This window comes from Pseudomonas sp. GW821-FHT12A04, assembly GCF_058807755.1.
Genome location: NZ_JBXAQZ010000004.1, coordinates 238,508 through 252,480, shown reverse-complemented (window position 1 = coordinate 252,480; position 13,973 = coordinate 238,508). Strand labels below are relative to the sequence as shown.

Sequence of the window (13,973 nt, the reverse complement as noted above, 5' to 3'; positions counted from 1 at the left end):
GATCTCAGCGCTGATGACGGATGCGTGGGTTGGCAAAGCCGTAGAGGATGTCCACTACGAAGTTGACCACAATCACCAGGCAGGCGATTAACAGGATGCCGTTTTGCACAACGGGATAATCCCGGGCGCCAATGGCTTCGATCAGCCATTTGCCGATGCCGGGCCACGAGAAGATGGTTTCGGTCAGGACCGCACCGGCCAACAGGGTGCCGACTTGCAGGCCGACCACGGTGAGTACCGGGATCAGCGCGTTGCGCAGGCCGTGTACGAACACCACGCGTGCCGGCGACAGGCCTTTGGCCTTGGCGGTGCGGATGTAGTCTTCACGCAGCACTTCGAGCATCGACGAACGGGTCATCCGCGCGATCACTGCCAGCGGAATGGTGCCGAGCACAATGGCCGGCAGGATCAGGTGGTGCAGGGCGTCGAAGAAGGCGTCCGGCTCGTCGGCCAGCAGCGTATCGATCAGCATGAAGCCGGTGCGTGGCTCGATGTCATACAGCAGGTCGATCCGCCCGGATACCGGGGTCCAGCCCAGACTTACCGAGAAGAACATGATCAGGATCAGGCCCCACCAGAAGATCGGCATCGAGTATCCCGCCAGGGAGACACCCATCACTCCATGGTCGAACAAGGATCCTCGCTTGAGTGCCGCGATCACCCCGGCCAGAAGGCCCAGGATGCCGGCGAACAACAGGGCGGCCATGGACAGTTCCAGGGTCGCGGGGAACAGGGAGGTGAATTCGCTCCACACGCTTTCACGGGTACGCAGGGATTCCCCGAGATCGCCGTGGGCGAGCTTGCCGATGTAATCCAGGTACTGGGCATACAGGGGTTTGTTCAGACCTAGGCGTTCCATTGCCTGAGCGTGCATTTCGGGGTCGACCCTACGTTCTCCCATCATGACTTCTACGGGGTCGCCCGGGATCATGCGAATCAACGCGAAAGTCAGCAAGGTGATGCCGAAGAACGTGGGGATCAGTAACCCCAGTCGGCGGGCAATAAAACTAAACATCGTGTGTTGTACCTCATCAGCCGGTTAGGCGTGCCCGGCATGCCTGGGTCAGGAATGCCGGGAGTTTTCTTATTACTTCACCTGGGTGGTGGCGAAGTTATTCGTGGTGAGGGGGCTAATGTGATAGCCCTCTACGTTGTTGCGCATTGCGGTAAACATTCTAGTGTGCGCCATGCTGATCCACGGCTGGTCCTGGTTGAAAATAACCTGGGCCTGTTCGTAGAGCGCTGCGCGTTCGGCCGGATCGGTTTTTTCCCGGGCCTGGTCGAGCAGCGCCTGGAACTTGTCATTGCACCAGCGTGCGTAGTTTTCTCCGTTCTTGGCCGCTTCACAACTGAGCATAGGCGTCAGGAAGTTATCCGGGTCGCCGTTATCACCCGCCCATCCGGCGGAAACCATGTCGTGCTCGCCGTTTTTGGCGCGTTTGAGCATTTCGCCCCATTCCATCACGCGGATGTCGATCTTGATCCCGACCTTGGCCAGGTCGGCTTGCATCATCTGCGCGCCGAGCATCGGGTTCGGGTTGGTCGGACCGCCACCGTTGCGGGTGAACAGGGTGAAGGTGGTGCCTTCCGGTACGCCGGCTTCCTTGAGCAGGGCGCGAGCCTTGTCCAGATCACGGGCCGGGTTTTTCAGGCTGTGGTTGTAGCCCAGCAGGGTGTCCGGGTACGGGTTGACCGCGGCGGTCGCATTGCCCTTGCCGAACAACGCATTGACGTATGCCTCTTTGTCGAAGGCGATGTCGATGGCTTTGCGCACCCGCACATCACTCATGTATTTGTGCGTGGTGTTCATGGCGATGTAGGAAACGGTCATCGCGTTCAGTTCATCGACTTTCAGCTTGTCGTCTTTCTTGATGCTCGGAATGTCATCCGGCTTCGGATAGAGCGCGACCTGGCACTCGTTGGCCTTGAGCTTCTGCAGGCGCACGTTGTTGTCGGTGGCGATGGCCAGGATCAACGCATCGGCTGGCGGTTTGCCACGGAAGTAGTCCGGGTTGGCCTTGAAGCGGACCTGGGCGTCCTTGTTGTAGCGCTGGAAGACGAACGGGCCAGTGCCGATCGGCTTGTTGTTCAGGTCGCCGGTCTTGTTCGCTTTGAGCAACAGGTCGGCGTACTCGGCGGAGTAGATCGAGGAGAACGCCATGGCGATGTCGGCCAGAAACGGTGCTTCGCGACGGGTCAGGGTGAACTTGACCGTGTTGTCGTCGACTTTCTCGACGCTCTTGAGCAGTTCCTTGAAGCCCATGCTTTCAAAGTACGGGAAGCCCACGCTCGACAGCTTGTGCCACGGATGATTCGGGTCCAGCTGACGCTGGAAGCTCCAGACCACGTCGTCGGCATTCATGTCGCGGGTCGGCTTGAAGTATTCGGTGGTGTGGAACTTGACGCCTTTACGCAGATGGAACGTGTAGGTCAGGCCGTCTTCGCTGATGTCCCAGGAGTCGGCCAGTGCCGGAATCACGTCGGTGGTGCCGGGCTTGAAGTCTGCCAGGCGATTGAAGATGGTTTCGGCCACGGCATCGGCGGTGACTGCAGTCGTGTACTGGACCATGTCGAAGCCTTCGGGGCTGGCTTCCGTGCAAACCACCAGGGGCTTGGCCGAAACACCGACAGCGACACTGAGCAACGCGGCCGCGATGGCCGCACGTAGGGGAAGCATTTTCATCAAGAACCCTCTGCAATCAGTTAAAGGACAAAAGCCGAACGGCCGATTCGTCACTGAATCAGCCGTTCGGCACGGGCATTACAGGATGTTGAACGGAACCGTGGTTACGAGGCGGAACTCGTTGATGCTGCCGTCAGCCTGGTTTTCGCTGGCACGGTGAGCGGTGTAGGTGCCGCGAATCGTGGTGGCCTTGAGCGGGCCGCTCTGCACGGCGTAGGTCGCGCCGATGCCGTATTCATAATGGTGTTCGCCATCCTGGGACTGGATGCCGTCGTAACCCTTGCCTGCCACGCCGCCGTTGCCGGTGTAGTGAGTGCCGTCGATACCCCAGCCGCGAGCCTGGTAGATGTTGAACTTCAGGCCTGGTACGCCGTATTCGGCCATGTTCAGACCGTAGGCAACCTGGAACGATTTTTCGTTCGGGCCGTTGAAGTCCGACAACAGGGAGTTGGCCAGGTAGATGCCGTTGGTTTCGTGCAGGTAGTCGAAGTACTCGTTACCGTTCACTTCCTGGTACGAGAAGGTCAGGGTGTGGGCCTGGTGGGTCAGTCCGAACGACAGCGAGTAGGTGTCGTTGTCGATGTCGCCGATCAGGGCTTTACCGGTTTCCTTGGTTTTGTAGTAGTTCAGGCCGGTGGTCAGGCTCAGTACCTGGCTGTCGCCCAGTACGTGAGAGGCGCCGAAGTAGTACTGGTTCCAGATATCTTCAGCCTGGGTCGCCCAGAGACTGGTGGTCAGGCTGGCGAACGGGTTGTAGGTGATACCGCCGGTGTAGACGTGGTCGGTTTCGACGATGCCGTTTGCGTATTCGGTGCGGAATTTGCGCTGGCTTTCTTCGGTACGCGGTGAGTTGCGGTCGAAGGTGGCCAGGTCGAAGGCCAGGTTGTTCAGCTCTTCGCTGTGGAGGGCCACGCCCTGGAAGCTCGAAGGCAGTGCACGGTTACCGATCACGTCGACCATCGGGCTGCTGAAGTTCATGCGGCCGGCGGTCAGGGTGCTGTTGGAGACACGAGCCTTGACGTTGGCCAGGCCCAGTTTGCTCCACTGGCCTTGAGCGTCGCCGCCCTCTTTGGTCAGGGTACGGTTGTTGCCCGCGCCTGGACGAGTGCCCGGTGCGCCGCCGTTGTTGGACGCCAGGTCTTTGCGGTCCTGGTCCAGTGCGATCGCGTTGTACGCCGCCACTTCAGTGCTGAAGCCTACGGTGCCTTCGGTGAAGCCCGAGTTGTACTTGAGGATGGTGCCCTGGACCCAGTTGATCCGGCGATCGGTCGGGGTCGATACGCCGTCTTTCTTGTAGGCGAACTTGGCGCCGCGTTGCAGTTGTTCGTTGGCGTACCAGTTGCGCGTGGTGCCGGTGATCGACTGGCCTTCGATAAAGCCGGTGGCTTCGCTTTGGGCGCTTTTCTCGTTCACGGTAACCGGGGTGAAAGCCTGGCTTTGGGTTTCTGCGTAAGCCGTGGCGGTTACGCTGCTGATGGCCATGGCCAATAACGCGGTGCTGCTCAGTTTCATGGGTAAAGCTCCTTACTTTCTTTTTTTTATGCCGGTCTTTTTTTGTGATCCGGCTATTGGTTTAGAACTCATTCACGGCGTCGCAAACGTTTGCTGCCAGCCAAATTGGCAAAAGACGGCAAAGCGTCTGCGTGAGGGCGGAACATCCGCCCCCCGGCATTTCTGGCTAATCGGTTATTTTTCTATGCTGACACCCGAGAAAACATTGCGACCGAACGGGCTCACCTTGAACCCTTCGATTTTGGCGCTCAGCGGCTGGTTGACCGTCGAGTGGGCGACTGGCGTCATCGGCACTTGCTGCTTGAGCAATTGCTGCGCCTGTTTGTAGAGCAGGGTGCGCTGGTCGCGGTCGGTGACGACCTTGGCCTGCTTGATCAGCTTGTCGTAAGCCGGATCACACCACATCGAGTAGTTGTTGCCGCCAATGGCGTCACAGCTGTAGAGCGTGCCCAGCCAGTTGTCCGGGTCACCGTTGTCGCCGGTCCAGCCGATCAGGCTGATGTCGTGTTCGCCATTCTTGGTGCGCTTGATGTACTCGCCCCACTCATAACTGACAATCTTGACCTTGAGGCCGATCTTCGCCCAGTCAGCCTGGAGCATCTCGGCCATCAACTTGGCGTTGGGGTTGTATGGACGCTGGACCGGCATGGCCCAGAGGGTGATTTCGGTGCCTTCCTTGACGCCGGCAGCCTTGAGCAGCTCCTTGGCTTTTTCCGGGTTGTAGGCGGCGTCCTTGATAGTCTCGTCGTAGGACCATTGGGTCGGCGGCATGGCGTTGACCGCCAGTTGCCCCGCGCCCTGGTAGACGGCATTGAGAATGCCTTGCTTGTTCACCGCCATGTCCAGCGCCTGGCGTACTTCAAGCTGGTCGAATGGTTTGTGGCGCACGTTGTAGGCGATGTAACCGAGGTTGAAACCGGGCTTCTCGATCAGTTGCAGGGCCGTGTCGTTCTTCAGTGCGGGCACATCGGCAGGACGCGGGTGCAGGGTGATCTGGCACTCGCCGGCCTTGAGTTTCTGCACGCGCACCGAGGCGTCGGTGTTGATGGCGAAAATCAGGTTATCGAGCTTGACCCGGTCAGGGGCCCAGTAATGCTTGTTGCCGGTGTAACGGATGTTCGAGTCTTTCTGGTAGCTCTTGAACACGAACGGCCCGGTGCCGATCGGCTTCTGGTTGATGTCGCTCGGCTTGCCTTCGGCCAGCAGCTTGTCGGCGTATTCGGCCGAAAGGATGGCAGCGAAGCTCATGGCGATGTTCTGGATGAACGCGGCGTCCACGCTATTGAGCGTAAAGACCACGGTCAGTGGCCCGGTCTTTTCGACCTTGGCGATGTTCTTGTTCAGGCTCATGCCGTTGAAGTACGGAAACTCTGTCGGATAAGCCTTACGGAAAGGTTGCTGCGGGTCGAGCATGCGATTGAACGTGAACAGCACGTCGTCGGCGTTGAAGTCGCGGGTCGGCGTGAAGTACTTGGTGGTATGAAACTTCACCCCTTCGCGCAGGTGAAACGTGTATTTGAGGCCGTCCTCGGAAATATCCCAGCTCGTGGCCAGGCCCGGTACGACGTTGGTCGCGCCTTTTTCAAACTCAGCCAACCGGTTGTACAGCGGCTCGGCGGCGTCGTTGTCGGTCGCAGTGGTGTACTGCGCCGTGTCGAAACCGGCGGGGCTGCCTTCGGAGCAGAACACCAGGCTGTTGTTGGCGGCCTGGCTGATGGAAGTGGCGGCCAACAGGCCGGTGCCCAGCAATGCGGATAAAACCAAGGTATGGCGCATAACGCTCCCTTTACTCTCAAAGTGTTTTCAATGAGTCGCCGTCCCGTCCGCGGACGTAGAGGCATCACTGATTTCAAGCCATGCGCGCAGCATTAACCGATGACCCACGCGTGCACTGGTCAGATCCCGACGGTATGAGCCACGGGTCCGGCAGTAAATGCGTAGAGTCCTAAAGACTCGTAGGAAATGGCAACGCGTCCTCGCCCGATGCTGTAGTCAGCTGCGGACCAGGATGTAGGCGAATTCCTGCTTTCTCGGAAGATAAAGCAACGGCGACGTCAGGAACGTCGCCGTTGCAAAACCTTATTTGCTGACGCTGACGCCGTAGAAGGAGTTCAAGCCAAATGGGCTGATCTTGAAGTCCTGCACGTTGGCGCGCATGGGTTGGAACACCGTCGAGTGAGCGATAGGTGTCATAGGCACAGCATCCTTGAGGACGTGTTGCGCCTGTTTGTACAGCTCGGTGCGTTTGCCTTGGTCCGAAGTGCGCTTGGCTTGCTTGACGATGTCGTCAAACTTCTTGTCGCACCATTTGGAGAAGTTGTTGCCTTCCAGCGAGTCGCAGCCGAACAGCACGTTCAGCCAGTTGTCCGGGTCACCGTTGTCGCCGCTCCAGCCAATCAGCATCGCGCCGTTCTCGCCGCCCTTGGAGCGCTTGATGTACTCGCCCCACTCGTAGCTCTGGATCTTGACCTTGAGGCCGATCTTGGCCCAGTCGGACTGCAGCATTTCTGCCATCAGCTTGGCGTTCGGGTTGTACGGACGCTGAACCGGCATCGCCCACAGGACGATTTCGGTACCTTCCTTGACGCCGGCTTCCTTGAGCAGCTCCTTGGCTTTCTCGGGATCGTACTTGGCGTCCTTGATGGTGGTGTCGTAGGACCACTGGGTCGGCGGCATGGCGTTGACCGCCAGTTGGCCGGCGCCCTGGTACACGGAGTCGATGATCTGCTGCTTGTTGACGGCCATGTCCATGGCCTGGCGCACTTTCAACTGCGACATCGGGTTTGGCTTGTCGTCGCCCTTGATCTTGTCCATCACGTTGTAGGCGATGTAGCCCAGGTTGAACCCCGCCTGCTCAGGCATCTTCAAGGACTTGTCTTCCTTGAGCGCCTTCAGGTCGGCCGGACGAGGGAACAGGGTGACCTGGCACTCGTTCTTCTTCAGCTTCTGGATGCGTACCGACGGGTCGGTGGTGATGGCGAAGATCAGGTTGTCGATCTTGACGTCGTCAGGCTTCCAGTAGTCCTTGTTCCCGGTGTAGCGGATGTTGGAGTCTTTCTGGTAGCTCTTGAACACGAACGGGCCGGTGCCGACCGGCTTCTGGTTGATGTCGGCTGCCTTGCCTTCCTTGAGCAGCTGGGCAGCGTACTCGGCGGACTGGATCGAGGCGAAGCTCATGGCCATGTTCTGGATGAACGCGGCATCAACGTCCTTGAGGGTGAACTTGACCGTGTGGTCGTCGACTTTATCGATCTTGGTGATGTTGGTATCCATCCCCATGTCGGTGAAGTACGGGAATTCGGTCGGGTACGCTTTGCGGAACGGATCATCCTTGTTAATCATGCGATTAAAGGTGAACAGCACGTCGTCGGCGTTGAACTCACGAGTCGGTTTGAAATACGGGGTAGTGTGGAACTTGACGCCTTCACGCAGGTGAAAGGTGTAGGTCAGGCCGTCATCGGAAACGTCCCACTTGGTCGCCAGCCCAGGAACCACGGCGGTGCCGCCACGTTCGAACTGGGTGAGGCGGTTGAACATGGTTTCTGCAGAGGCGTCGAAGTCGGTTCCGGTGGTGTATTGACCTGGATCGAAACCGGCCGGGCTCCCTTCGGAGCAGAACACCAGGTTAGTCGCTGCTTGGGCGAACGGTGCGCTGGCTAACAAGCTTGCGCCAACTAAGAACGGAATGACCGCGTGTTTAAGCATGGTGGCCTCATGATTTGTTGTCATTTTTGGAATTAGAGGACGACCTCGTGAGTCGTGCCTGCGGATACTTATGCAGGGGCCATACCCAATGCAAGATCCAGAGTGACTACAAGCCTTAAACAGTGGAACGAACGTACCTTAATGTCGCATTTGTATAATTCCTGACGCATTTGACCGTTTGCGCGGCGTTTTTACGGTGCAAATGACGCACTTTTACAGTGCGCTCTTGACTCGGGTTGCTCCCGCGTGGGGCGGGGTGTTACTTATTCATACCCCGGATTGAGGGGTGGGCATGGCGTGAATAAGAGTGGTTATTGTTGTACCGATAGTGGCCAATCGACGGCTTTTCTCGGGGGGACCTATCCAGTTATAGCTCATGCCTGAAAACTGCCAAAAAAAACGGCGATCATTTTCATGATCGCCGTTTTTGTTTACGGGCTACCGATTCAAGGCATCAGCACTTCAATCGAGCCATCGGCGGTCATGCTGACCTGGCTGGTGCCGGCCTCGACATCCGGCGTCACCGGTGCGCTGTCCATGGCGGCGGCTTTCATCATCATCGGCGCGCGCATGTAAGGCTGTGGATAACCGTTGCTGTTGAGGTTCAGGTTGACGATTTTGTAGCTCTTGCCGCCAAGGGCGTCGGTGGCCAGTTGGGCGCGGGCCTTGAAGGCGGTCACGGCGTCCTTGAGCAAGGCGTCTTCGCTGGCCTTGCGGGTCGGGGTGGCGATAGCGAAGTCCATGCCGCCCATTTTCAGGTCGGTGAGCAGTTCGCCGGTCAGCTTCGACAGCGCAGCGAAGTCCGGGCTTTCCAGGCGCAATTCGGCGCGCTCGCGCCAGCCGGTGATTTTCTGGCCCTTGGTGTCGTAGATCGGGTAGCTGTTGCGGCTGCCCTGGCGCAGAGTGATGTCCTTGACTTGCTTGGCCTTGGCCAGTGCCTTGTTCATGGTGGTGCTGACATCGGCGGCGAGTTTGGCCGGGTCGGTGTTCTGTTCTTCGGTGTAGAGGGTCACGATCATCAGGTCGCGGGCCACTTCCTGACTGACTTCGGCGCGCAGGGAAATCTGGTTGTAATGAAGCTCGTCGGCGGCCAGGGCCGGGAGGCTGGCGACGGTGCCAACGCTCAGGGCGAGGACGGCGGCGCTGCGGCGGAATGTGTGCATGAAGGCTCCTTGAAAGGTGCGCAGGGGTATGGTCCGGACCTGCGTGAAACCATCAGACTCTAGCTTTTAAGTTCCGGTTCGCACAGTTACAACTTCTATACAGATGGAACTTTGGTGGCTGCTTCGCAGCCAATCGCGAGCAGGCTCGCTCCCACAGTTGACCGCATTCCAATGTGGGAGCGAGCCTGCTCGCGAAAGCGGCCTCGTAGACGCTGCAGACCTTCCTGCCATGTGGCCGTTTGCCGCACTTTTGCCTGTCAGCCCCCGCGCTTGGTTATACTCCCTGCGATCCGCCTGGAGCGCTCATCAGGAGAGCTCATGCTCGCCCCCGTTCAAATCACTTCCGCCACTCGCCAGAACCTCTGGCGGCTGACGTTCATCCGCACGTTGGTGCTGGCCGCCCAGGCCGGTTCCGTTGGCCTGGCCTACTGGCTCGAATTGCTGCCACTGCCCTGGTTTCAGTTGGCGGCGACGCTCGCATGTTCAATGCTGCTGTGCGTGTTCACGGCCATTCGCCTGCGTACCTCGTGGCCGGTGACCGAGCTCGAATACGCCGTGCAACTGGCCTGCGATCTGTTTATCCACAGCGCATTGCTGTATTTCTCCGGTGGCTCGACCAACCCCTTCGTCTCCTATTACCTGGTGCCGCTGACCATTGCCGCCGTGACCTTGCCGTGGCGTTACTCGGTGATCCTGTCGGGTATCGCGTTGACGATGTACACGCTGTTGCTGGCGCAGTTCTATCCGCTGCAAACCTTCCCGATCGCCCGCGAAAACCTGCAGGTGTACGGAATGTGGCTGAGCTTCGCCCTGGCTGCAGCGGTGATCACGTTTTTCGCCGCGCGCATGGCCGAAGAGCTGCGTCGTCAGGAAGAGTTGCGCGCCATTCGCCGCGAAGAAGGCCTGCGCGATCAGCAACTGCTGGCCGTCGCCACCCAGGCCGCCGGTGCGGCCCATGAACTGGGCACGCCGTTGGCGACCATGAGTGTGCTACTCAAGGAAATGCGCCAGGATCATCATGATCCGATGTTGCAGGACGACCTGAGCGTGCTGCAGGATCAGGTCAAGCTGTGTAAAGAGACCTTGCAGCATCTGGTACGCGCCGCCGAGGCCAATCGCCGGTTGGCGGTGGAGATGCAGGACGTCACCGATTGGCTTGATGAAGCCCTCAATCGCTGGCACCTGATGCGCCCGGAAGCCAGTTATCGCTTCCAGCGCCTCGGCCAGGGCCCGGTCCCCCGGATGGCGCCGCCGCCGGACCTGACCCAGGCTTTGCTGAATCTGTTGAACAACGCTGCCGATGCCTGCCCCGAAGGGCTGCAAGTGACGCTGGACTGGGATTGGGAAAACCTCACCATCAGCATTCGTGACCATGGTGCCGGTGTGCCGCTGGCCATCGCCGAGCAAATCGGCAAGCCGTTTTTTACCACCAAGGGCAAAGGCTTCGGCCTGGGCCTGTTTTTGAGCAAGGCCAGCGTGACACGCGCCGGCGGCTCAGTGAAACTCTACAGTCATGAGGAAGGTGGCACGCTCACCGAGCTGCGCCTGCCCCGTGTCGCCCGAGGAGACGAACATGAGTGAAGAGATCCAAGTCGAAGGCGAAGAACTGCCGCATTTGTTGCTGGTCGATGACGACGCCACATTCACCCGCGTCATGGCCCGCGCCATGGCTCGCCGCGGTTTTCGCGTCAGCACTGCCGGTTCCGCCGAGGAAGGCCTGGAGTTGGCCAAGGCCGATCTGCCGGATTACGCCGCCCTGGACCTGAAGATGGACGGCGATTCCGGCCTGGTGCTGCTGCCCAAGTTGCTGGAAATGGACCCGGAAATGCGCGTGGTGATCCTCACCGGTTACTCGAGCATTGCCACTGCCGTCGAGGCGATCAAGCGCGGTGCCTGCAACTACCTGTGCAAGCCGGCGGACGCCGACGACGTGCTGGCGGCGCTGCTGTCCGAGCACGCCGACCTCGACAGCCTGGTGCCGGAAAACCCGATGTCCGTGGACCGCCTGCAGTGGGAGCACATCCAGCGCGTGCTGACTGAACACGAAGGCAACATCTCCGCCACCGCCCGTGCCCTGGGCATGCACCGCCGCACCCTGCAGCGCAAACTGCAGAAGCGTCCCGTTCGCCGCTGAGCCTGCGCTGAACGAATGCGGGCCGTATCTCGCGAAAAACCGGACCGATCATCTATGATCGGTTCGTGTGTGTACTTTTTTCTATCGAGCCTTATCCATGAATCAGAACGCTGAGTATTCCGCGGTCAACGACGCTGTGCGCGGGCAGTTTTTTCGCAAAGTGTGGGCGATGATCACGCCTTACTGGCGCAGTGAAGAAAAGGTCAAAGCCTGGACTCTGCTGATCGCCGTGATTGCGCTGTCGCTGATCAGCGTAGGGATCTCGGTGTGGTTCAACACCTGGTACAAGGATTTCTACAACGCGCTGCAACAAAAGGACGAGGAGGCATTCTGGCGGCTGATCCTGTATTTCTGCGGGATTGCTGCGGTGGCGATCGTCGGCGCGGTGTATCGGCTGTACCTGACGCAGATGCTGACGATCCGCTGGCGGGCATGGCTCACCGAAAAGCATTTCACCCGCTGGCTGGGTGACAAAAACTACTACCAGCTGGAGCAGGGCGGTTACACCGATAACCCGGACCAGCGGATTTCCGAAGACCTCAACAACTTCACCTCCAACACCCTTGAGCTGGGTATCGGGCTGCTGCGCAATATTGTCAGCCTGGTGTCGTTCTCGATCATCCTGTGGGGTGTGTCGGGCAGTATTGAAGTATTCGGCATCACCATTCCCGGCTACATGTTCTGGTGCGTGCTGGTTTACGCGGTGGTCGGCAGCTGGTTGACGCATTTGATCGGTCGTCGCCTGATCGGCCTGAATAACCAGCAACAACGCTTCGAAGCTGACCTGCGTTTCTCCATGGTGCGAATTCGCGAGAATGCCGAAAGCATCGCGTTGTACAACGGAGAGCCGAACGAAAACCGCCGGTTGAGCAGTCGCTTCGGGATGGTCTGGCATAACTTCTGGGACATCATGAAGGTGTCCAAGCGCCTGACGTTCTTCACCGCTGGTTACAGCCAGGCCGCGATCATCTTCCCCTTCATGGTTGCCGCCCCGCGTTACCTTTCCGGCAAGATCGAACTGGGCGAACTGATGCAAATCAGCTCGGCGTTCGGCAATGTGCAGGAAAGTTTCAGCTGGTTTATCAGTGCCTACCAGAGCCTCGCTTCCTGGCGCGCCACCTGCGATCGTCTGTTGAGCTTCCACCAGGCCATGCGTGACAACGAAGAACGTGCGCCGGCCATCGACGTCCAGAATTCGGGATCGGTGCTGAAGGTGCACAACCTCGGCCTCGACCTGGCTGAAGGTCGTCACCTGCTGACCAACGCCGACATGACCGTGAAGGAGGGCGAGCGTGTGATGCTCAGCGGTCGTTCCGGCAGCGGCAAGTCGACCCTGCTGCGGGCGATGGGGCATCTGTGGCCGACCGGCCACGGCAGTATTCGCCTGCCATCGGCGCGCTACCTGTTCCTGCCGCAAAAACCGTATTTGCCGATTGGCACCCTGCGTGATGTCCTCAGTTATCCACAGCCCGGCGATACCTATCCGAACGAGCGCTACGCGCAGGTGCTGGAAACCTGCCGCTTGCCGCACCTGATTGCCCGTCTCGACGAAGCCAACCACTGGCAGCGCATGTTGTCGCCGGGTGAGCAGCAGCGCCTGGCCTTCGCCCGTGCGCTGCTTTATGCACCGCAATGGCTGTACATGGATGAGGCCACCTCGGCGATGGACGAAGAAGACGAGGCCACGCTTTATCAGGCGCTGATCGACGAGTTGCCGGGGCTGAGCATCGTCAGCGTCGGCCATCGCAGCAGCCTGAAGCGCTTCCACCCTCGGCACATTCGTATCGAGAATGGCCATCTGGTGGACCAGGCTGTGACTGCATAACACCACAATCCCTTGTAGGAGCGAGCTTGCTTGCGATGGTGGCTAACGATAACGCGTGCTTCCTGAAGACACGCGGCGCTTGCCAGTCCATCGCGAGCAGGGGTGGTGGTGATCGTACAACCGCGTTGCGCTATGATGCGGTTTCAGCCGCCGATTTTTTCGAGACAGATGTTCACCATGGAAAACCCGAACGACGTACCACGCCTCCCACGCAAGCGCCGCAGCCTCGCTCAGGAACTGGTGACGGTGCTGTCGGAGCAGATCCGCGACGGCCATCTCAAGCGTGGCGACAAGTTGCCCACCGAGTCGGCCATCATGGATGCCCATGGTGTCAGCCGCACGGTGGTGCGCGAGGCGATTTCCCGTTTGCAGGCGGCAGGGCAAGTGGAAACCCGCCACGGTATCGGCACCTTCGTGCTCGACACGCCGAGCCCGAGCGGTTTCCGTATCGACCCGGCGACTGTGGTAACCCTGCGAGATGTGCTGGCGATCCTGGAACTGCGCATCAGTCTGGAAGTGGAGTCTGCCGGGCTGGCGGCGCAACGGCGCAGTCCGGAACAACTGGCCAACATGCGCGCCGCCCTCGATGCGTTGAATGAAAGTGCCGCTCACGCCAGTGACGCCGTGGCTTCGGACTTCGCCTTCCACCTCGAAATCGCGCTGTCCACCGGCAACCGCTACTTCACCGACATCATGACCCACCTGGGCACCAGCATCATTCCGCGCACACGGCTGAACTCCGCGCGCTTGGCCCATGACGACCAGCAGCACTACATGAGTCGCCTGAGCCGTGAGCACGAAGAAATCTACGACGCCATTGCCCGTCAGGATTCCGATGCGGCGCGGGCCGCCATGCGTTTGCACCTGACCAACAGCCGTGAGCGGTTGCGTCATGCCCATGAAGAGGCTGAGGCGCAGCGCGGATAAGAAATCTGACTCCGGTAATCCCTC

The 13,973-nt window shown here is 59.5% G+C and carries 10 protein-coding genes; 4 read left to right on the top strand and 6 right to left on the bottom strand.

The window, feature by feature from the left end:
- Positions 1-4 precede the first annotated feature (4 nt).
- From AC1RS8_RS08810 to AC1RS8_RS08785, 6 genes are all read right to left on the bottom strand, one after another.
- The gene (locus AC1RS8_RS08810; protein WP_008051717.1) at positions 5-1,015 is read right to left on the bottom strand and encodes an ABC transporter permease subunit; all 1,011 of its coding nucleotides are present in this window, start codon (positions 1,013-1,015) and stop codon (positions 5-7) included.
- 72 nt (positions 1,016-1,087) lie between these two features.
- Complete coding sequence (locus AC1RS8_RS08805) at positions 1,088-2,683, bottom strand: ABC transporter substrate-binding protein (RefSeq protein WP_057716448.1); 1,596 nt, start codon at positions 2,681-2,683, stop codon at positions 1,088-1,090.
- 78 nt (positions 2,684-2,761) lie between these two features.
- Positions 2,762-4,195, bottom strand: coding sequence for an OprD family porin (locus AC1RS8_RS08800; RefSeq protein ID WP_057716447.1), 1,434 nt, complete (start codon positions 4,193-4,195; stop codon positions 2,762-2,764).
- Between the two features lie 174 nt (positions 4,196-4,369).
- Positions 4,370-5,971 (bottom strand): ABC transporter substrate-binding protein, encoded by a 1,602-nt coding sequence (locus AC1RS8_RS08795; RefSeq protein ID WP_057716446.1) that lies wholly within the window; start codon positions 5,969-5,971, stop codon positions 4,370-4,372.
- 303 nt (positions 5,972-6,274) lie between these two features.
- Complete coding sequence (locus tag AC1RS8_RS08790; RefSeq protein WP_057716445.1) at positions 6,275-7,900, bottom strand: ABC transporter substrate-binding protein; 1,626 nt, start codon at positions 7,898-7,900, stop codon at positions 6,275-6,277.
- Positions 7,901-8,346: 446 nt separating this feature from the next.
- Entirely contained in the window at positions 8,347-9,063 is a 717-nt protein-coding gene (locus AC1RS8_RS08785; RefSeq protein WP_057716444.1) for an SIMPL domain-containing protein, read from the bottom strand.
- 318 nt (positions 9,064-9,381) lie between these two features.
- Here AC1RS8_RS08785 and AC1RS8_RS08780 point away from each other — a divergent pair, with 318 nt between their 5' ends.
- The 4 genes from AC1RS8_RS08780 (at position 9,382) to AC1RS8_RS08765 (ending at position 13,949) form a co-directional block, all read left to right on the top strand.
- Positions 9,382-10,644: an ATP-binding protein gene (locus tag AC1RS8_RS08780; RefSeq protein ID WP_057716443.1), complete on the top strand. Its 1,263-nt coding sequence runs from the start codon at positions 9,382-9,384 to the stop codon at positions 10,642-10,644.
- Positions 10,637-11,197, top strand: coding sequence for a response regulator transcription factor (locus tag AC1RS8_RS08775; RefSeq protein ID WP_007973041.1), 561 nt, complete (start codon positions 10,637-10,639; stop codon positions 11,195-11,197). Before AC1RS8_RS08780 ends, AC1RS8_RS08775 begins: the two co-directional genes overlap by 8 nt.
- A 97-nt stretch (positions 11,198-11,294) precedes the next feature.
- Entirely contained in the window at positions 11,295-13,022 is a 1,728-nt protein-coding gene (locus AC1RS8_RS08770; RefSeq protein ID WP_057716442.1) for an ABC transporter ATP-binding protein/permease, read from the top strand.
- Between the two features lie 177 nt (positions 13,023-13,199).
- Positions 13,200-13,949, top strand: a complete 750-nt coding sequence (locus tag AC1RS8_RS08765) for a FadR/GntR family transcriptional regulator (protein WP_178081865.1) — start codon at positions 13,200-13,202, stop codon at positions 13,947-13,949.
- The last annotated feature ends 24 nt before the right edge of the window (positions 13,950-13,973 follow it).